Raw genomic sequence first — 17,401 nt, 5'->3', positions numbered from 1 at the left:
CATCTTCCATGAAAAGGGCAGCCCGCGGGCTGCCTTTTGTTATTGTCGCTGACCGTCAGGCGGCGCTCTCCAGCTGCGCCAGATGGAAGGCACGCCAGTTGCCGTCGGGCAGGTAGTGCTTGCCCTGCTGCCATTTGGGATCGTGCTGCACCACGTAGCGGTAGTGGTAGGCCTGCTGCTGGCCGACATAACGCCCCTGCACCGGGTCGAAGATCTCCACCTCGATGAGCTGGCGCAGATATTCGCTCTGGGGATCATCCTCGCCGTGGAAGTTCTCCATCTCGTCGAGCGCCGCGATGGCGGCAGGGAAGTCGTCCAGCACAAACAGCTCGCCATAGACCCAGTCATCCCCCTGCAACAGGGCGGGGTAGCCCTTGTGCTGCAGGTGATAGAGAGCGCCGCGCACCCGGGCGCGCCGGGGCGTCTGGCTCACGTGGTGAGCCAGATAGCGGCGGTAGTTGAACAGCCCGTCCATCAGGCTGCCATAGACGAACAGCGGGTGTGGCTGGCAAAGGCTCATGAGATCTCGCCGCCCACGACCTTGATATCGCCATCCTGCTGCAGCACCACCGCCTCGATGGCCAGCGCCAGCGCGCGGGTAATCTCGCTCATGGCGAGGCAGGGCTGGTTCACCTTGTCCGCTACCTGCTCGGTGATGTAGGGAACGTGGATAAAGCCGCCGCGCACCGCCGGGAACTCTTTCTCGATCAGGTAGTGCAGCTGGTACATGATGTGGTTGCAGACGAAGGTGCCGGCAGTGTTGGAGACCGCCGCCGGAATGCCGTTCTCCTTGATGCGCTGCACCATTCCCTTGAGGGGCAGACGGGAGAAGTAGGCCGGTGCGCCATCGGCCTGAATCACTTCGTCGATGGGCTGCTGCTGCTCGTTGTCGGGGATGCGGGCATCGTCGATGTTGATGGCGACCCGCTCCGGGGTAATGGCGAAGCGGCCGCCCGCCTGACCGACGTTGATCACCACGTTGGGCTGGTACTGGCGCATCAGCTCTGCCAGCAGGGTGGCTGACTTGCCAAAGACGGTGGGGATCTGCGCCTTGATCACTGTGGCGTCCAGAATGGTTTCCGGCAGGCGTTTGACCGCCTCCCATGCCGGGTTGATGGGCTCGCCGCCGAAGGGGTCAAAACCGGTAATCAGTACTTTCATCATCTTCTCCCGAATGGTCAGAATGCCCAGAAATACATGAGGGCGATATGGATCAGCACCAGCGTCAGCGCCATCGGCACCTGCACCTTGATCACCTTGTTGAGATCCTTCATCTCCAGCAGGGCGGCGGGCAGGGCGTTGAAGTTGGCGGCCATGGGGGTCATCAGGGTGCCGCAGAAGCCGGCGGTCATCGCCAGCGCACCGGCTACCACCGGGTCACCGCCTTGGGCGATGACGAAGGGGATGCCGATGCCGGCGGTGATGACGGTGAAGGCGGCATAGGCGTTGCCCATGATCATGGTGAAGACCATCATGCCGAGGCAGTAGGCCACCACCCCGACGAAGGGGCTGCCGACCGGCACTACGGTTGAGATCCCGTGGGAGATGACATCGCCGACGCCGGATGTGTTGAAGATCACCCCGAGCGCAGCCAGCAGTTGCGGCAGAATGCCGGTGATGCCGACCTGCTGGATCATCCGGTCGGAGTCACCCACTACGGTGGAGGGGGTGGCCCGGGTCAGCAGTACCGTGATGACGAAGGCGATGACCGCCGCCAGACCGATACCGACCTGACCGCCAAGGGGGGTGAACTGGGCGATCACCACCGCCAGCACGGCCAGCAGGATGCAGGGGAGGAAGATCCGGTTGCCGATGCGGTTGGCGTGGCGCTGGGACTCCTCCTCGCTCGCCTGCTCCAGCTTGCCGATCTTCACCTGCTTGAGCAGGGTGATGGCCCCCATGGCGAGGATCAGCACGCCATTGATGACATTGGGGATATAGCTGCCGAAGGCGAACAGCACACCCAGGATGGTCCAGAACAGGGCGGTGCCGATCTTGGCCGGGTGGCTGGGGTCACGCAGGACGCGCCAGGCGCTGCTGAACAGGATGACGCCGATCAGCACATAAAAGAATTCGAGCATGTTGGGGATGAGAGTCGCCATTATTGTTGCCCCTCCTTGTCGCTGCTCACGGTATATGTCTTGGCCATCTGGCGGTCAAACCACATACTGGAAATAGCCACCATCAGCAGGGCAATAATGGCTATTGGCATGGATGCCTTGGCAATATCGACGGCAGAGACGCTATATCCAAGAGATTCAAATGTACCGACGATCAGCAATACCCCGGCTGAGGCGACGAAGGTATTCTGGGCAAAGAAGTTGCCGTAGTTTTCGGTGGCGGAAACCCGCGCCTTGACATATTCCTCATCCTCTTCGCTTAATTTGCCGTGCACCTTGGTAGCTGCAGCCTGAGTCATAGGGTTGACCAGCGGACGAATAAACTGGGTGTGACCCTGAACCCGCACCGAGAAGAGGCCGGCCAGTTCGCGGATAAACATATAGAGGGTCATGAACTTGCCCGGGGTGAGTTTCTTGATCCGCTCGATCAGGGTGACTGCCTGCTGTTTGAGGCCGTAGCGTTCACAGATGCCGATCATCGGCAGGGTCAGCAGAAACAGCGTCACCATGCGGTTGGAGACGAAGGCTTCACCCAGCAGGGAGAGGCAATCGGTCATGGATAGGCCGGAGACCAGCGCCGTGGTGACGGCGGCCACCAGTACGACGGCCAGAGTGTCGAGTTTGAAATAAAATCCCAATAAAATAATAAGAATTCCGCTTAATTTAATAAATTCCAATTAATCACCTCGTTAAAGTGAATATTTATATGCATTTTGGGGTGGCCGAGCTGTTTATCATCTGGTTACTGCGATGGCAACAAAAAATCCCCAAAAAGGGATTCGATTGGTTTCTTGTTGGGGCTTTTTGTCGGTTTATCGTTCGTTGGTAAATGGTGAGTCCTGCACCGTCCAGGCTATTTTGTTGCCCCCTAATCATTCATTCAGATTATTTTGGGGAGCCTGGCGACAATAAATATTGGGCTGACAATATGATCGCTATTCTCTTCCATTGATGGGTGATGGGTGATGGGGATTGTTGCGCAATGTCTATCTGGCAACCGTCAGCGAATGGCTGGGTATGGCGGTGGTTGTGCGGAGCAGGGTTGAGGAACTCGAGAGGGAAAGGCGGAGAGAACCGGTGGCGATGGCATCGCCACCGGTGCTGTCTCAGGGGGTCTGCTTGACCCAAATCAGCTGGTCGGTGGCAAAGCCCAGCGACTTCGCCTTGGCGACCAGCGCATCCACCTTCGCCTTGGGCGGGTTGGGTGAGCGGGAGAGGATCCAGAGGTAGTCGTGGTTGTAGCTGGTCACCAGCGAGAGCTGGTAATCGGGGTCGAGGTCGATGACGTTGTAGCCGCCGTAGAAGGGGCCGAAGAAACTCACCTTGAGCCGCGCCTCGTCAGGGTTGCCGACGAAGTAGGCCTTGCCCTCGGCTTCGCGCCAGCTGCCATCGCTCTGCTTGCCGCGGTTGAGCACCTTGACGCCGCCATCGTCCCGCAGGCTGTAGGTGGCGCTCACCTGCTCCAGCCCCCGCTCGAAGCTGTGGTCGAGGCGGGCGATTTCGTACCAGGTACCGAGATAACGATCGAGCTGGAAGCCGGTAACGGGGCGGATGCCATCGGCAATCCCGGTGCAGGCCGTCAGCAGCCAGACGGTAAACAGACAAAGCAGTGAACGCATAGGTAATCCCTCTCTCGTTATCCCTCGATGATGCGCAGCTGGCCATCCCGGAAGCGGGAGGCCTGATCCGTCGGCGTGCTGCCGAAGAAGCGCTTGTACTCCCGACTGAACTGGGAGTTGCTCTCGTAACCGACTCTGGCCGCCGCGGTACCCGCCTTGATGCCGTCGTGCAGCATCATCATTCGCGCCTTGTGCAGGCGAAACGACTTGATGTATTGCAGCGGCGAGGTAGCGGTGACCGCCTTGAAGTGGTGGTGAAAGGCGGAGACGCTCATGTTCACCTCCCGCGCCAGCTCCTCCATGGTGAGGTTGTCGGCATAACGGGACTCTATCATACGCAGCACCCGGGCGATTTGGCCCACATGGTTGTGGCGATTGGCGAGCGCCTGCAGCGCCGGGCCGCCCACCTCGGTGAGAGCGTGGAACAGCATCTCCCGCACCGTCTGCGGCCCCAGCACCCTGGCGTGCAACGGGTTATCCATCAGCTCGATCAGTCGCTCGGCGGCGCAAAACATGGTTTCCGACAGGGGGACCGAGTGGACACCGCTCTTTTGTGGCGCGGGGGCGGGCAGGGCATCGCCCAGCTCCAGCAACAGCTCTTGCAGGGTTACCAGATCGATCTCGATGGTAAAACCGATAAGCGGCTGCTCGGGGGAGGCGAAGCACTCGCACTCGCAGGGCAGCGGCAGGGTCATCAGCAGATAGTGGTTGGGGTCGTAGCGAAACACCTGATCCGCCAGATAACCCACCTTGTGTCCCTGCAGGATAACGATCATCCGCGGTTGGTAGAGCACCGGGGTGCGGCCATGGTGCTCGGTGGTATAGATGAGGTTGACCTGTTTCACCGGTGATGGGGTGATGCCGGGTGCGGTGACGTGGCGGGTCAATCTGGCGGCGAGGTCGCTGTAACGGTTTTGCATGGGTGCTCTTTGATTCGACAGTTCCGGTTTTCGCTGCTTTGTAGAAATAGGCAAGAATCAAGCAGGATGTTGTCTTGATGGTAGTGTTGTTCTGGAGAAAAATGCAATCACGATTTCGCGGCCAGGCCGCCCTGACTATCAGAAGAAGGCAATGTCGATGAACAACTTTACTCTCCATACCCCGACCAAAATCCTGTTCGGCCAAGGGCAGATCGCCCAGCTGCGCGAGCAGCTTCCGAGCGATGCCCGCGTCATGATCACCTACGGTGGTGGCAGCGTGGTACGCAGCGGCTTGTTGGAGCAGATCCGTAACGAGCTGGCTGGCATGACCCTGTTTGAATTTGGCGGCATCGAGCCGAACCCGGCCTACGAGACCCTGATGGGCGCCGTGGAGCTGGCCCGTGCCGAGCGGGTCGACTTCCTGCTCGCCGTTGGTGGTGGTTCCGTGCTCGATGGCACCAAGTTTATCGCTGCTGCCGCGCACTACGATCTGGCCAAGGATCCCTGGCACATTCTCGAGACCGTCGGCAGCGAAGTGCGCTCCGCCATCCCGCTTGGTTCCGTGCTGACCCTGCCGGCGACCGGTTCCGAAATGAACATGGGCGCCGTCATCACCCGTCGCAGCAGTGGCGACAAGGTGCACTTCTTCTCGCCGTTCGTGATGCCGCGCTTCGCCGTGCTGGATCCGGTGCTCACCTACACCCTGCCCGAGCGTCAGGTGGCGAACGGGGTGGTGGATGCTTTTGTCCACATCGTGGAGCAGTACCTCACCTATCCGGTCAACGCCAAGGTGCAGGATCGCTTCGCCGAAGGCTTGCTGCTGACCCTGATTGAAGAGGGCCCCAAGGCGCTGGCCGAACCGCACAACTATGAGGTGCGCGCCAACATCATGTGGAGTGCCACCATGGCGCTGAACGGCCTGATTGGTGCCGGTGTGCCGCAGGACTGGGCCACCCACATGCTGGGTCACGAGCTGACCGCTCTGCACGGCCTTGACCATGCCCAGACTCTGGCGGTGGTGCTGCCTGCCCTGCTGCAGGCCAAGCGCAAACAGAAGCATGCCAAGCTGCTGCAATACGCAGAGCGGGTGTGGGGTCTGAACAGCGGCAGCGAAGCGGAACGCATCGACGATGCCATCGCCGCGACCCGCGACTTCTTCGAGCGGATGGGGGTCAAGACCCGACTGCGCGACTACGGTCTGAAAGATCTGGGTATCGACACCCTGATCGGCAAGCTGGGGGAGCACGGTATGACTGCCATCGGCGAGCACGGCGATATCGATCTGGTGCAGAGCCAGCATATTTATGAAGCGGCCTGGTAAGGGCCGCCAATCAGTGCCAAACGGGCGAAACGATTGAATTGCCGGGGCCCTCTCCCGCCATCTGGCGGCTGAGCGACCCCGCTTTTGTTGGGAAAATGTTACTTTTCGGCGTTTCGCTGCGAGAAGTGAGACGAAAGCGGATTTCGTAAGAACAAAAAACGCTAAGATAGAGGGCCGGTAAAACATTTTTTTTGACTGGTTGGATCACTTTTTTCAGCCGTTTTTACTGGTATAAGCCTCTAATTTGGTTTGTTTTTTTTAATCGTAGCCAGGGATGGGCTGAATTCTGTACGAGTGCCGTCGGGACTGCGGTTGTAATAAAACTCCAAAATTTGATACTAATCACCTTCGCGCCTGAAAAGCGGGGGCCTGACCATGACAGGAGGTTGAGGTAAAGCCTACTGATTTTCATAACAAAGAGCCCTGGACCTGCACTTTGGTCATGTCTTGTTTCGTCAGAAGTGAGACACTGGGCAGCGATTGTTTATTAACCATCAGGGAATAGTCATGCAGATTGGAATACCGAGAGAGAGTCTCGCCGGTGAGACCCGGGTCGCAGCGACCCCGGCTACCGTCGAGCAGCTGAAAAAGCTCGGCTTCGAGGTCGCCATCGAGACCGGCGCAGGCCTGTCGGCCAGCTTCGATGATGCCGCCTTCGAGGCTGCCGGTGCCAGCGTGGTGCCGAATGTCTGGCAAGCCGACCTTATCTTCAAGGTCAATGCGCCGACCGATGCCGAGATCGCACAAATTAAAGATGGCGCCACTCTGGTGAGCTTCATCTGGCCTGCCCAGAACCCTGAGCTGGTCAAGAAGCTGTCCGAGCGCAACATCAATGTGATGGCGATGGATATGGTGCCGCGGATCTCCCGTGCCCAGTCCCTCGATGCCCTCTCTTCCATGGCCAACATCGGTGGCTATCGCGCTGTGGTTGAAGCTGCGCACCAGTTCGGTCGCTTCTTCACCGGTCAAATCACCGCAGCCGGTAAAGTGCCGCCTGCCAAGGTACTGGTGATCGGTGCCGGTGTGGCCGGTCTGGCTGCCATCGGTACGGCCGGTTCCCTCGGTGCCATCGTGCGTGCCTTCGACACCCGTCTGGAAGTGGCCGAGCAGATCGAATCCATGGGTGGGGAATTCCTCAAGCTGGACTTCGGTGGCGAAGATGGTGCATCCAGCGATGGTTACGCCAAAGTCATGTCCGATGAGTTCATCAAGGCCGAGATGGAGCTGTTCGCCCAGCAGGCCAAAGAGGTGGACATCATCATCACCACCGCTCTGATCCCGGGCAAGCCGGCTCCCAAGCTGATCACCAAAGAGATGGTCGACAGCATGAAGCCGGGCTCCGTCATCGTGGACATGGCCGCTCAGGCTGGCGGCAACTGTGAATACACAGTGCCGGGTGAGCTGCATGTCACCGACAACGGCGTCAAGGTGATCGGTTACACCGATCTGCCGGGCCGTCTGCCTGCCCAATCCTCCCAGCTCTACGGTACCAACCTGGTCAACCTGATGAAGCTGATGTGCAAGGAGAAGGACGGCAACGTTGCCATCGACTTCGAAGATGTGGTTCAGCGCAACATGACGGTGATCCAGGCCGGTGAAGTGACCTTCCCGCCGCCCGCCATCTCCGTCTCTGCTGCCCCGCAGAAACCGGCCGCCGCCAAACCGGCAGCCAAGAAGGAAGAGGCCAAGCCTTCCAACAAGAAGTTCGTGTTCGGTGCCCTCGGCATCGCCGCCTTCGGCTGGATCGCCTCCGTTGCCCCGGCAGCCTTCCTCTCCCACTTCACCGTATTCATCCTGGCCTGTGTGGTCGGTTACTACGTGGTGTGGAACGTATCGCACGCCCTGCATACGCCGCTGATGTCGGTCACCAATGCCATCTCCGGCATTATCGTGGTCGGTGCCCTGCTGCAGATCGGGCAAGGGTCGACCCTGGTCACCGCGCTGGCGTTCGTCGCCGTGCTGATTGCCAGTATCAACATCTTCGGCGGCTTCACCGTCACTCAGCGCATGCTGAAGATGTTCCGTAAGGATTAAGGGGGTTTAACGTGTCTCAAGGACTGGTAACAGCATCCTATATCGTTGCCGCCGTGCTCTTCATCCTCAGTCTCGCGGGACTGTCGAAGCAAGAAACGGCCAAGCATGGCAACCTGTTCGGTATCGCGGGTATGGCTATCGCCCTGCTCGCTACCGTATTCAACCCGGAGACCAGCGGTGTTCACTGGATCATCCTGGCCATGGTGATTGGCGGTGCCATCGGCGTGCGTCTGGCACTCAAGGTCGAGATGACCGAGATGCCCGAGCTGGTGGCCGTGCTGCACAGCTTCGTGGGTATGGCGGCAGTGCTGGTGGGCTTCAACAGCTTCATCGATCTGCACCCCTCTGCACCTGCTGAGGTGGTCGTCTCCGTCGGTTCCAACCTGGATGCCACCCTGGCAGCCGCCCGTGCGGCGTTCGAGCAGGCCAACAGCGTTGCTCAGGTCGAGCACCTGACCGGCGCCATGCTGAACATCCATTTGGTCGAGATCTTCCTGGGCGTCTTCATCGGTGCCGTGACCTTCACCGGTTCCGTGGTTGCCTTCGGCAAACTGCGTGGTCTCATCTCCTCCAAGCCGCTGATGCTGCCGCACCGCCACAAGCTGAACCTGCTGGCCGTGGTCGCTTCTCTGGCGCTGATGGTCTACTTCGTCAACGCGGGCGGCTCTACCTTCGCCCTGCTGGTGATGACCTTGATCGCCTTCGCCTTCGGCTGGCATCTGGTTGCCTCCATCGGTGGCGCAGACATGCCGGTGGTGGTCTCCATGCTGAACTCCTACTCCGGTTGGGCGGCGGCGGCGGCGGGCTTCATGCTCTCCAATGACCTGCTGATCGTCACCGGTGCCCTGGTGGGTTCCTCCGGTGCGATCCTCTCCTACATCATGTGTAAGGCGATGAACCGCTCCTTCATCTCCGTGATCGCCGGTGGCTTCGGCTCCGATGGCGTGGCCTCCACGGCTGATCAGGAGATGGGCGAATACCGCGAAACCAGCGCCGAGGAAGTGGCTGACCTGCTGAAGAACTCCAGCTCCGTCATCATCACCCCGGGCTACGGTATGGCGGTGGCACAGGCTCAGTATCCGGTTGCCGAGATCACCCAGAAGCTGCGTGACCGCGGCGTCAAGGTGCGCTTCGGTATCCACCCGGTTGCCGGTCGTCTGCCTGGCCACATGAACGTGCTGCTGGCGGAAGCGAAAGTCCCGTATGACATCGTGCTGGAAATGGACGAGATCAACGAGGACTTCGCCGATACCGACACCGTGCTGGTGATCGGTGCCAACGACACCGTCAACCCGGCCGCGATGGAAGATCCGGGCAGCCCGATCGCCGGTATGCCGGTGCTGGAAGTGTGGAAAGCGCAGAATGTCATCGGCTTCAAGCGCTCCATGAACACTGGCTACGCCGGTGTCCAGAACCCGCTGTTCTTCAAGGAAAATACCCAGATGCTGTTTGGCGATGCCAAGGCCAGCGTCGAGGCAATCCTGAAAGCACTGTAAGTGCCATTCAGAGAGTGGATATCAAGGAGGCTTCGGCCTCCTTTTTTATTGCCCATCCCTTGTATATCCTCAATCCATACGGACCATGAGGGATCTCCATGATGTGGTGTCAGGGTTGGCGAAGGATCGGGTGGTACGGCTGGCTGCTGGCATCTCTTCTCGTCGGTGGCATGGCTATGGCTCATGACAAGCCGACCCTGACCATATTGACAGAACTGTGGCCCCCCTATGTGATGCACAGCGACAAGGGGGAGCTGGTGGGCGCAGATCTCGAGCTGGCTCGCACCGTGCTGCAGCAGCTCGGCTATCGCACCGAGGTGAAGGTGCTGCCATGGAAGCGGGTGTTGCAACAGGCCCGCCTCGGGCAGGGGGATGCGGTACTCGACGTCTTCTATAACAAGGATCGCCAAGAGTGGCTCCACTATCCCGAAGAGCCGCTCTCTCGTAGTGGCGAAGTGCTCTTCTATCCGGTGGATCGTCCGGTGAAATTCGAGCAATTATCCGACCTCAAGGGGTTGCGGATCGGCATTCAGGCCGACTATGCCTACAGCCCCGATTTTCTGGCCGATGAAGGGGTGATCAGGGTCGCCATGACGGGCGATGGCAAGATGGTCAAGCAGTTGCATCTGATGATGGCCGGCCGACTGGATGGTGTCGTGCTCAATGAACAAGTTGGTCGTTATCTGCTGCGTACCCAGGGGCTGCAGGATCAGGTGTTCAATGGTCGCCGCCTGCTGACCGACGATAACCGCAACTTTCTCGGATTTACCCACAAGCCCGGCCATGACCAGTTGGCGAGGCGCTTCTCGGCCGCCTTGAAACAGTTCAAGCAGACCCCGGCCTACCAGCAGCTGCTGGCCCGCTATCATCTCTAGGTGACTCCATCGTCTGTGCGTTGCATCACAAATTGTCGCGCTTTGTTAAAAGACGGGCATAATGGCGCTAAAAAAGCGATGTTGCGCAACTTAATTTGATTTTATTGATATTAGAATCAAATTAAGTTGATTTGCATGGGGCAGTCATCAGACGGCCACCTCTCTCGCGACGCCTTGGCGACGCGCTCCTGCTTGATGTTGATCCCGTGTCACCCTTTTTTGCCATGCTGTTGCCTGTGGCGATGACAGGCATTGCGCCACCAAGATGAGAATGCACAGATGAAACCACAATGGACCGACTTTATTACCCTGCTCAAGCGTGAAGTGGTGCCGGCCCTGGGCTGTACCGAGCCGATGTCGGTGGCGCTGGCAGCGGCCAACTGCCGCAAGTTGCTGGGGGAGACCCCGACTCGCATCAGCGTCTGGGTCAGTGGCAATCTGTTCAAGAACGGCATGGGGGTCGGAGTACCGGGCACCGGCATGATCGGTCTGCCGGTGGCCGCTGCGGTCGGCATCACCGGCGGCAATCCCGATGCCGGGCTGGAGGTGCTCAAGACCCTCACACCAGAACAGGTGGAAGCGGCCAAGGCGCTGCTGCCGGTGATCAAGGTGGATGTGAAGGATGTGCCGGACGTGCTCTACGCCGAGGTGCTGGCTGAAGTTGAAGGGCACAGTGCCCGGGTGGTGATCTGTACCGACCACACCCGCATCATCCTGATGGAGAAGGATGGCGAGGTGCTGATGGAGCAGGCCAGTGCCCCCGGCGTGCAGATCCAGCCAGCCAAATCCGCCAAACCGACCATGACCCTGCGGGAGATCGTCGATTTTGCATTGGAAGTGCCGCTGGCGGAGATCGACTTTATCCGCGAGGCCGCCACCATGAATCAGGCGCTGGCGGACGAAGGGTTGCAGGGTTACGGCCTGAAGATCGGCAAGATCCTCACCGAACAGGTGGAGCGCAAGCTGCTCTCCGATGACCTGATGACCCTGGCGATGCGCCTCTCTTCCGCCGCTTCCGATGCGCGGATGGATGGCGCCATGCTGCCCGCCATGTCCAACTCCGGTTCCGGCAATCAGGGCATTGCCGCCACCATGCCTGTGGTCGCGGCTGCCCGCTTCCTCAAGGCGAGTGACGAGCAGCTGACCCGGGCGCTGGTGATGAGCCATCTGGTGGCCATCTACATCAAGACTTACCAGAACAAGCTGTCGGCCCTCTGCGCCGCCAGTACAGCCGCCATGGGCTCCGGCGCGGCCATCACCTGGCTGCTGGGCGGCCAGTATCAGCAGATCAGCCACTGCATCAACAACATGATTGGCGATGTCTCCGGCATCATCTGCGACGGCGCGGGCAGCGCCTGCTCCATGAAGGTCTCTACCTCCACCTCGGCGGCGGTTAAGTCTTCGCTGATGGCTATCAACAACCTGCATGTCCCCCAGAGCGAGGGGATCGTCTCCGACGATGTGGACCAGACCATCGCCAATCTGGGCCGCCTCTCCAAAGAGGGGATGCTGGATACCGACATCGAAATCATCAACATCATGCGAGCGAAACAGCAGAAGCAGTGAATCTGTGACAAGGGGGCGATAGACCCCCTTGTTCTTGTCACGACGGCGCAGACCGTCTGACACGGTTGCCAGGGCAAGCATGGCGCTTGCTCTTGTTTCTCGGGCCCAAGCCCGCTTTTTGGGGAGTCATACCATGACATTTAGCGTTATCGGCAATCTGGCCATCGCCGCCATCTTGCTGTTCTTTCTCTACCGGTTACAGGAAAAACATGTGAGCTTCACCCGCCGGGTATTTGCCGGTCTGGGGCTCGGTATTCTGTTCGGCGCCGCGTTGCAACTGCTTTACGGTGCTGGTTCGTCCGTCATTGTTCAGACCATCGACTATCTGGATATCGTGGGTAGCGGCTATGTGAAGCTGCTGCAGATGATCATCATCCCGCTCATCATGGTCTCCATCATCAGCGCTATCTTGAAGCTCAATGGCGGCACTGCGCTGGGCAAGATCAGCGCCATGACCATCGGCGTGCTGATCTTCACCACCGCCATCGCCGCCGGGGCGGGCATCCTGATGTCCAACCTGTTTGGCCTGACTGCTGAAGGGCTCACCTCCGGTGCCGCCGAGAGCGCTCGTGGCGCCGCGCTGCAGACCACCCTTGGCAGCGTCGAGAGCATGTCGTTCGCCAAGATGATGCTGGAGTTCATTCCCGCCAACCCCTTCCTCGACATGACCGGGGCGCGCAAGACCTCCACCATCGCTGTGGTGATCTTCTCCATCTTCATCGGCCTCTCCGCTACCGGCATCGCCCGCAAGAAGCCGGAGATCTTCGCCAGCTTCAGCCACTTCGTGGCTGTGGCTCATGCCATCGTAATGCGAATGGTGACTCTGGTGCTGCGCCTGACCCCGTTTGGCGTACTGGCGCTGATGACCAAGGTGGTCTCCGGCTCCAACTATGCAGATATTCTCAACCTGCTCAGCTTTGTGATGGCCTCTTACGGCGCCATCGCCATCATGTTTGTCGTGCACCTGCTGCTGGTGAGCATGGTCGGCATCAACCCGCTGCGCTTCCTCAAGAAGATCACGCCGGTGCTGGCGTTTGCCTTCACCTCGCGCACCAGTGCGGGCTCCATCCCGATGAACGTGCAGACCCAGACCAAGTCGCTGGGTATTCCGGAGGGGATCGCCAACTTCGCCGCCTCCTTCGGTTCCACCATCGGCCAGAACGGCTGTGCCGGTATCTATCCGGCCATGCTGGCCGTGATGATTGCGCCGACCGTCGGGGTTAACCCGATGGATCCCGGCTTTATCATGACCCTGATCGCCATCATCACAGTCAGCTCCTTCGGGGTGGCCGGGATTGGCGGTGGCGCCACCTTTGCCGCGCTGATCGTGCTCTCCGCGCTGGACTTCCCGGTGGCGCTGGCCGGTCTGCTCATCTCCATCGAGCCGCTGATCGACATGGGCCGTACCGCGCTCAACGTTTCCGGTTCCATCACCGCAGGGACGGTCACCAGCCGCCTGATGGGCGAGACCGACATGCATGTGTTCAACAGCGATCACGAAGTGAGTCTGGACGGCGAAGAGTCCACCGTCTGATTTGCTGTCGGTTGATCTGCCCGTGGAAAGGGGCGACTCTTTCCCGTCATAGACCGCAGGGAGGGCATGCCCTCCCTGCGCCATTGAGAGGAAAAACAATGAGAATTCTGATCATCGGTGGCGAAGCCGCCGGTATGAGTGCGGCCGCCAAGGCGCGCCGTCTGGCCAAAGATGCCGACATCGTGGTGTATGAGGCCTCCGAAGTGATCTCTTTCGGTGCCTGCGGCCTGCCTTACTTCGTCGGTGACGAGTTTCAGGAGCCCGGTTACATGGCCGAGTTCACCCCGGAGCAGTTCGCCGCCAAGGGGATCGAGGTCAAGATTGGCCATCGGGTGCTGAGCGTCGATGCGGCTGCCCAGACTCTGGTGGTGGAGCACAACGGCGACACCTTCACCGATCGCTACGATCGCCTGATGATTGCCACCGGTGCCCGCGAAGTGATGCCCCCCATCCCCGGTCTGCAGCAGCAAGGGGTATTCGGTCTGCGCCGGATGGCCGACGGGTTGGCGCTGAAGGCGGCGGTGCAAGACAAGAACAATCGCCGCGCCGTGGTGATTGGCTCCGGCTTTATCGGGCTGGAGGTGGTCGAGGCGCTGGTCCATCAAGGCAAAGAGGTGCGTCTTATCGAGCTGGCGGATCGGGTCATCCCCGACGCGTTTGATGGCGAGATCACCCAGCACATCGAAACCGAACTGCGCGAGCAGGGGGTCTCTCTCCATCTGGGTGATCGAGTTGAAGCGCTGCTGGGGGATGGTCGGGTGACCGGCGTGCGCACCAGCCAGGGCGAGTACGAGGCCGATATCGTGGTGGTCTGCACCGGGGTGAAGCCCAACACCGAGTTTCTGGCTAATACCGGCATCGAGCGGCTCGGCAACGGCGCCATCAAGGTGGACCGGCAGGGGCGCAGCTCGCTGGCCAATGTTTGGTCGGCCGGCGACTGTGCCAGCGTCTGGCACGCCGTGAAGCAGCAGCAGGTCTATGTGCCGCTCGCCACCATCGCCAACAAGCTGGGGCGCATGGTGGGCGAGAACCTGGCGGGTGCCGAGCAGGAATTCCCGGGCACCCTCGGTTCTGCCGCGCTCAAGGTGCTGGGGCTGGAGGCGGGCCGTACCGGCCTCTCCGAGCAGGAAGCCAGGGCGATGGGGATCGACTATCGCACCGTGGTGATCAAGGACAAGTGCCACACCAACTACTGCCCGGGTCAGTCCGACATTCACGTCAAGCTGGTCTACGAGGCGGGCAGCAAGCGGCTGCTGGGGGGCCAGATCCTCGGTCGCAAGGGGGCGGTACACCGCATCGACGCGCTGGCGGTTGCCATCACCATGGGGGTGACCACCGAGCAGCTAGGCATGCTGGACTTTGCCTACGCGCCCCCCTTCTCCCGCACCTGGGATGCCCTGAACGTGGCGGGCAACGTCGCGAAGTAACAGGCGCTGGTCAGGCGGAAAATGAGAAGAGGCGGCACAGAGTGCCGCCTCTTCTTTTTGTTTAAAGCTGCCTCAGGGATTGGCAGGGGGATCTTGCCGCTCCGGCTTGCCTGTCGCCGGTTTGCTGCCGACCAGCACGGCGCCGAAGAAGATAAGCGCAACACCTGCCGCCTTGCTTGCCACCAGCGGTTCGGCAAAGACCGGCATGCTCACCGCCAGCAGATAGACCAGCCCGTAACTGGTGCTGAGCAGTGGGTAGGCGATATTGAGCGGTGTGGAGTGCAGCGCGGCCAGCCAGCAGAGCAGCGATAGCCCGTAGCAGAGGATGCCGATGACGATGGTGAGGAGTGGCAGGGGGTGAGCCAGCATCACGGCGGGATCGGCCTGCCATGCAGGGAGGCTGATCGCTCCCCACTTCATGCAGAGCTGCGCCACCGTCACCAGCACTATGCTGCCTAACACGTAGAGATAGCCCTTCATCGCAGGCCTCCCAGCAGCAGGGCGCCGACGATGATGGTGGCAGCCCCCAGCCAGTTGTGGCTGCTCACCGGCTCGTGGAAAAAGAGGCGTGAGCCGAGCAGCACCAGCACCAGATTAATGCTGAGCATGGGGTAGGCCATGCTCAGCGGCAGTCGTTGCAACAGATAAATCCAGAGCAGCATGCCACTGCCAAGTGCTGCCACGCTGGCAACAAGCCAGGGGGAACGCAGCTTTTGCAGGTGGTTACAGGGGTTACGCTGCCAGCAGATAACGGCCTGCTTTTGCAGCATCTGGCCGCTGCTGGTCAGCAGGCACACCAGTAATAGCAGCACTATATCCATCAGCGTACTCCATGGTAGATGAGCAGGGTCAGCCGGTGGCTGACGAGGGTCTCGTCGGCAGGGGGCAGAGGGCCGGTCTCTCCGTCGTGATCGGTCTTCATCAGCAGGGCAACTTGCCCCTTCTCGCGCGCTTGTGCCAACCATCTCGGGAACTCTGCACGGGCAACATAGCGGCCCTTGGCATCCGGATAGCCCAGGCCGTAAGCTAGCTCTCCTTTGTCGTCGAACAGCATGATCTCGCCGCGCCGTGTGCTCCGGGCGAGAGCGGATGCCAGTCCCGGATCGCTGGCCAGCAGAGTCTCTGAACCCTGCAGCACGGCCTGATTGGTCTCGATGAAACGCTCTGGCAGCTTTGAGTCGATCAGTGATTGCGGCAGCGCCCAGGGCAGGCCGATGGCCAGTATCATGGGGCAGAGCGCGCTCAGGACCCAGCGGCGACTGACCGCCTGCAACTGGATGAGTCCGAGCAGGGACCAGCCGATAAAGATGGCCATGGCCACCGACAGTGCCCCGTGATCCTCTTCACCGTAGATGGCTTGGTCGCGGGATAAAGCCAGCACGGTCAGCACTACCAGTCCGATGAGGCCGAACAGGCCGTTCAGCCAGGCGTTGAGTTTGAAGGCCCGCTCTTTACCTTCCTTGATTTTGTCCACGGCGCTGGTGGCCATCAGCATGGCCAGCGGGGCGAAACAGGGCAGGATATAGGTGAGCAGCTTGCCTTTGGCAATGCTGAAGAAGAGCAGCGGCAACACCACCCAGGTCAACAGATAGAGGGTTTCCGGGCTGTTCTTGCGCGCTTGCCATCCTTGCTTCAGTGCCCCCGGCAGCAGGCCGAGCCAGGGCAGGGTGCCGAGCAGCCCCATCGGCAGGTAGTACCAGAATGGCGCCTTGTGCTGCGCATCTTCCGAGGCGAAGCGCTGGATGTGCTCAATCCAGAAGAAGTAGTGCCAGTAGTCCGGCTCGCGCAGGTGTACGGCGATGGCCCAGGGGGCGACCAGCAGAGCCGCGCTAAGGATGGCCAGCGGCCCGAAACATACCAGCTCGCGCAGGCGGCGCTGATAGATGGCGTAGGGCATGATGGCTACCACGGGTACCGCCAGTGCGATAAAGCCTTTGGTGAGAAAGCCCATGCCGCAGGCGAGGCCGAACAGCAGATAGCCTGCCACTCTGCGACCGGGCGGCCCTTCTTGCCGGATGAGGTAGAAGCTCACCATGGCGGCATTGAGCCAGAGGGTGACCATGGCATCCAGCACGCTGTAGGTGCCGATGCCGTAGACGATCAGGGTCGAGAGATAGATCAGGCTGGCGAACCACGCTGTACGCCGGCACTGCCACAGCTGCAGAGCGAACCAGAAGATCAGCAGGGCGCTCAGGCCGGTGGCTGCGGCCGAGGCGAAGCGGACCGCAAAGTTGCTCTCGCCAAACAGCAGCTGGCTGAGGCTGTTGAACCAGTAACCGGCGATGGGTTTCTCGAAGTAGCGCAGGCCAAGGAAGTGGGGCACCACCCAGTCACCCGTGGTGATCATCTCCCGGCTGATCTCGGCGTAACGGTTTTCGTCCGGGCTCCACAGCATCCGCTGGTTGAGTGGCAGCAGGTAAAAGGCGAGGAAGAAAAGGGGCAGGGCCCATCGGGTCATCTTCATGAGATTCTCTGTTGCAATCTGGCGA

At 60.4% G+C, this 17,401-nt stretch carries 16 protein-coding genes; 7 read left to right on the top strand and 9 right to left on the bottom strand.

Annotated features, from left to right (window positions below; all coding sequences use genetic code 11):
- Window positions 1-55: 55 nt before the first annotated feature.
- The 6 genes from G5182_RS08215 to G5182_RS08190 all read right to left on the bottom strand — a co-directional run bounded on the left by G5182_RS08215 (window position 56) and on the right by G5182_RS08190 (window position 4,659).
- Window positions 56-520, bottom strand: coding sequence for a gamma-glutamylcyclotransferase family protein (locus tag G5182_RS08215; RefSeq protein ID WP_421249601.1), 465 nt, complete (start codon window positions 518-520; stop codon window positions 56-58).
- On the bottom strand, window positions 517-1,164 hold the full coding sequence (gene pcp, locus G5182_RS08210; RefSeq protein ID WP_421212410.1) for a pyroglutamyl-peptidase I: 648 nt from the start codon (window positions 1,162-1,164) through the stop codon (window positions 517-519). The genes G5182_RS08215 and pcp overlap by 4 nt, the downstream gene beginning before the upstream one ends.
- A gap of 14 nt (window positions 1,165-1,178) precedes the next feature.
- On the bottom strand, window positions 1,179-2,102 hold the full coding sequence (locus tag G5182_RS08205; protein ID WP_421212409.1) for a DUF979 domain-containing protein: 924 nt from the start codon (window positions 2,100-2,102) through the stop codon (window positions 1,179-1,181).
- Window positions 2,102-2,797, bottom strand: a complete 696-nt coding sequence (locus tag G5182_RS08200) for a DUF969 domain-containing protein (protein ID WP_421254321.1) — start codon at window positions 2,795-2,797, stop codon at window positions 2,102-2,104. Before G5182_RS08200 ends, G5182_RS08205 begins: the two co-directional genes overlap by 1 nt.
- A 429-nt stretch (window positions 2,798-3,226) precedes the next feature.
- Window positions 3,227-3,739: a lipocalin family protein gene (locus G5182_RS08195; protein ID WP_227341774.1), complete on the bottom strand. Its 513-nt coding sequence runs from the start codon at window positions 3,737-3,739 to the stop codon at window positions 3,227-3,229.
- A gap of 17 nt (window positions 3,740-3,756) precedes the next feature.
- Window positions 3,757-4,659 carry an AraC family transcriptional regulator gene (locus G5182_RS08190; RefSeq protein ID WP_227341775.1) on the bottom strand — a complete coding sequence of 301 codons (903 nt, stop codon included), beginning with the start codon at window positions 4,657-4,659 and terminating at the stop codon, window positions 3,757-3,759.
- 157 nt (window positions 4,660-4,816) lie between these two features.
- On the opposite strand from G5182_RS08190, the gene yqhD reads away from it, so the two are divergent.
- The 7 genes from yqhD to G5182_RS08155 all read left to right on the top strand — a co-directional run bounded on the left by yqhD (window position 4,817) and on the right by G5182_RS08155 (window position 14,912).
- Complete coding sequence (gene yqhD / locus G5182_RS08185; RefSeq protein WP_005339752.1) at window positions 4,817-5,980, top strand: alcohol dehydrogenase; 1,164 nt, start codon at window positions 4,817-4,819, stop codon at window positions 5,978-5,980.
- A gap of 507 nt (window positions 5,981-6,487) precedes the next feature.
- Window positions 6,488-8,014: a Re/Si-specific NAD(P)(+) transhydrogenase subunit alpha gene (pntA, locus tag G5182_RS08180; protein WP_005357557.1), complete on the top strand. Its 1,527-nt coding sequence runs from the start codon at window positions 6,488-6,490 to the stop codon at window positions 8,012-8,014.
- Between the two features lie 11 nt (window positions 8,015-8,025).
- A complete protein-coding gene (gene pntB, locus G5182_RS08175) occupies window positions 8,026-9,510 on the top strand; it encodes a Re/Si-specific NAD(P)(+) transhydrogenase subunit beta (protein ID WP_069526987.1) in 1,485 nt (494 codons plus the stop codon).
- 98 nt (window positions 9,511-9,608) lie between these two features.
- A complete protein-coding gene (locus G5182_RS08170; protein WP_047440371.1) occupies window positions 9,609-10,385 on the top strand; it encodes a substrate-binding periplasmic protein in 777 nt (258 codons plus the stop codon).
- Between the two features lie 279 nt (window positions 10,386-10,664).
- A complete protein-coding gene (locus tag G5182_RS08165; RefSeq protein ID WP_227341777.1) occupies window positions 10,665-11,951 on the top strand; it encodes a serine dehydratase subunit alpha family protein in 1,287 nt (428 codons plus the stop codon).
- A 133-nt stretch (window positions 11,952-12,084) separates the two neighbouring features.
- Complete coding sequence (locus G5182_RS08160) at window positions 12,085-13,485, top strand: L-cystine transporter (protein WP_005339766.1); 1,401 nt, start codon at window positions 12,085-12,087, stop codon at window positions 13,483-13,485.
- A 98-nt stretch (window positions 13,486-13,583) separates the two neighbouring features.
- Window positions 13,584-14,912 (top strand): CoA-disulfide reductase, encoded by a 1,329-nt coding sequence (locus G5182_RS08155; protein ID WP_227341778.1) that lies wholly within the window; start codon window positions 13,584-13,586, stop codon window positions 14,910-14,912.
- A 72-nt stretch (window positions 14,913-14,984) separates the two neighbouring features.
- Here the strand turns inward: G5182_RS08155 and arnF are convergent, their stop codons facing one another.
- From arnF to arnT, 3 genes are read right to left on the bottom strand one after another with little or no spacing between them, the layout of a single operon-like run.
- Window positions 14,985-15,392, bottom strand: coding sequence for a 4-amino-4-deoxy-L-arabinose-phosphoundecaprenol flippase subunit ArnF (arnF, locus tag G5182_RS08150; RefSeq protein WP_216952260.1), 408 nt, complete (start codon window positions 15,390-15,392; stop codon window positions 14,985-14,987).
- Window positions 15,389-15,733: an EamA family transporter gene (locus G5182_RS08145; RefSeq protein WP_216952259.1), complete on the bottom strand. Its 345-nt coding sequence runs from the start codon at window positions 15,731-15,733 to the stop codon at window positions 15,389-15,391. Before G5182_RS08145 ends, arnF begins: the two co-directional genes overlap by 4 nt.
- Window positions 15,733-17,376 (bottom strand): lipid IV(A) 4-amino-4-deoxy-L-arabinosyltransferase, encoded by a 1,644-nt coding sequence (arnT, locus tag G5182_RS08140; protein WP_227341779.1) that lies wholly within the window; start codon window positions 17,374-17,376, stop codon window positions 15,733-15,735. The genes G5182_RS08145 and arnT overlap by 1 nt, the downstream gene beginning before the upstream one ends.
- Between the last annotated feature and the right edge of the window lie 25 nt (window positions 17,377-17,401).

The sequence above is a fragment of the Aeromonas sp. 600948 genome, from assembly GCF_049174875.1.
GTDB classification, from domain to species: domain Bacteria; phylum Pseudomonadota; class Gammaproteobacteria; order Enterobacterales; family Aeromonadaceae; genus Aeromonas; species Aeromonas veronii_A.
The sequence above is the reverse complement of the archived record's forward strand: the minus strand, read 5'-3'. Positions and strand labels throughout refer to the sequence as shown.

What these genes read in the sequence shown, in the direction of transcription:
- G5182_RS08160 (WP_005339766.1), top strand. Translation starts at nt 12,085, where the DNA reads ATGACATTTAGCGTTATCGGCAATCTGGCCATCGCCGCCATCTTGCTG.
- arnF (WP_216952260.1), bottom strand. Translation starts at nt 15,392, where the DNA reads ATGAAGGGCTATCTCTACGTGTTAGGCAGCATAGTGCTGGTGACGGTG.
- G5182_RS08205 (WP_421212409.1), bottom strand. Translation starts at nt 2,102, where the DNA reads ATGGCGACTCTCATCCCCAACATGCTCGAATTCTTTTATGTGCTGATC.
- G5182_RS08170 (WP_047440371.1), top strand. Translation starts at nt 9,609, where the DNA reads ATGATGTGGTGTCAGGGTTGGCGAAGGATCGGGTGGTACGGCTGGCTG.
- G5182_RS08165 (WP_227341777.1), top strand. Translation starts at nt 10,665, where the DNA reads ATGAAACCACAATGGACCGACTTTATTACCCTGCTCAAGCGTGAAGTG.
- pcp (WP_421212410.1), bottom strand. Translation starts at nt 1,164, where the DNA reads ATGATGAAAGTACTGATTACCGGTTTTGACCCCTTCGGCGGCGAGCCC.
- G5182_RS08145 (WP_216952259.1), bottom strand. Translation starts at nt 15,733, where the DNA reads ATGGATATAGTGCTGCTATTACTGGTGTGCCTGCTGACCAGCAGCGGC.
- pntA (WP_005357557.1), top strand. Translation starts at nt 6,488, where the DNA reads ATGCAGATTGGAATACCGAGAGAGAGTCTCGCCGGTGAGACCCGGGTC.
- G5182_RS08195 (WP_227341774.1), bottom strand. Translation starts at nt 3,739, where the DNA reads ATGCGTTCACTGCTTTGTCTGTTTACCGTCTGGCTGCTGACGGCCTGC.
- G5182_RS08190 (WP_227341775.1), bottom strand. Translation starts at nt 4,659, where the DNA reads ATGCAAAACCGTTACAGCGACCTCGCCGCCAGATTGACCCGCCACGTC.
- G5182_RS08155 (WP_227341778.1), top strand. Translation starts at nt 13,584, where the DNA reads ATGAGAATTCTGATCATCGGTGGCGAAGCCGCCGGTATGAGTGCGGCC.
- yqhD (WP_005339752.1), top strand. Translation starts at nt 4,817, where the DNA reads ATGAACAACTTTACTCTCCATACCCCGACCAAAATCCTGTTCGGCCAA.
- G5182_RS08215 (WP_421249601.1), bottom strand. Translation starts at nt 520, where the DNA reads ATGAGCCTTTGCCAGCCACACCCGCTGTTCGTCTATGGCAGCCTGATG.
- arnT (WP_227341779.1), bottom strand. Translation starts at nt 17,376, where the DNA reads ATGAAGATGACCCGATGGGCCCTGCCCCTTTTCTTCCTCGCCTTTTAC.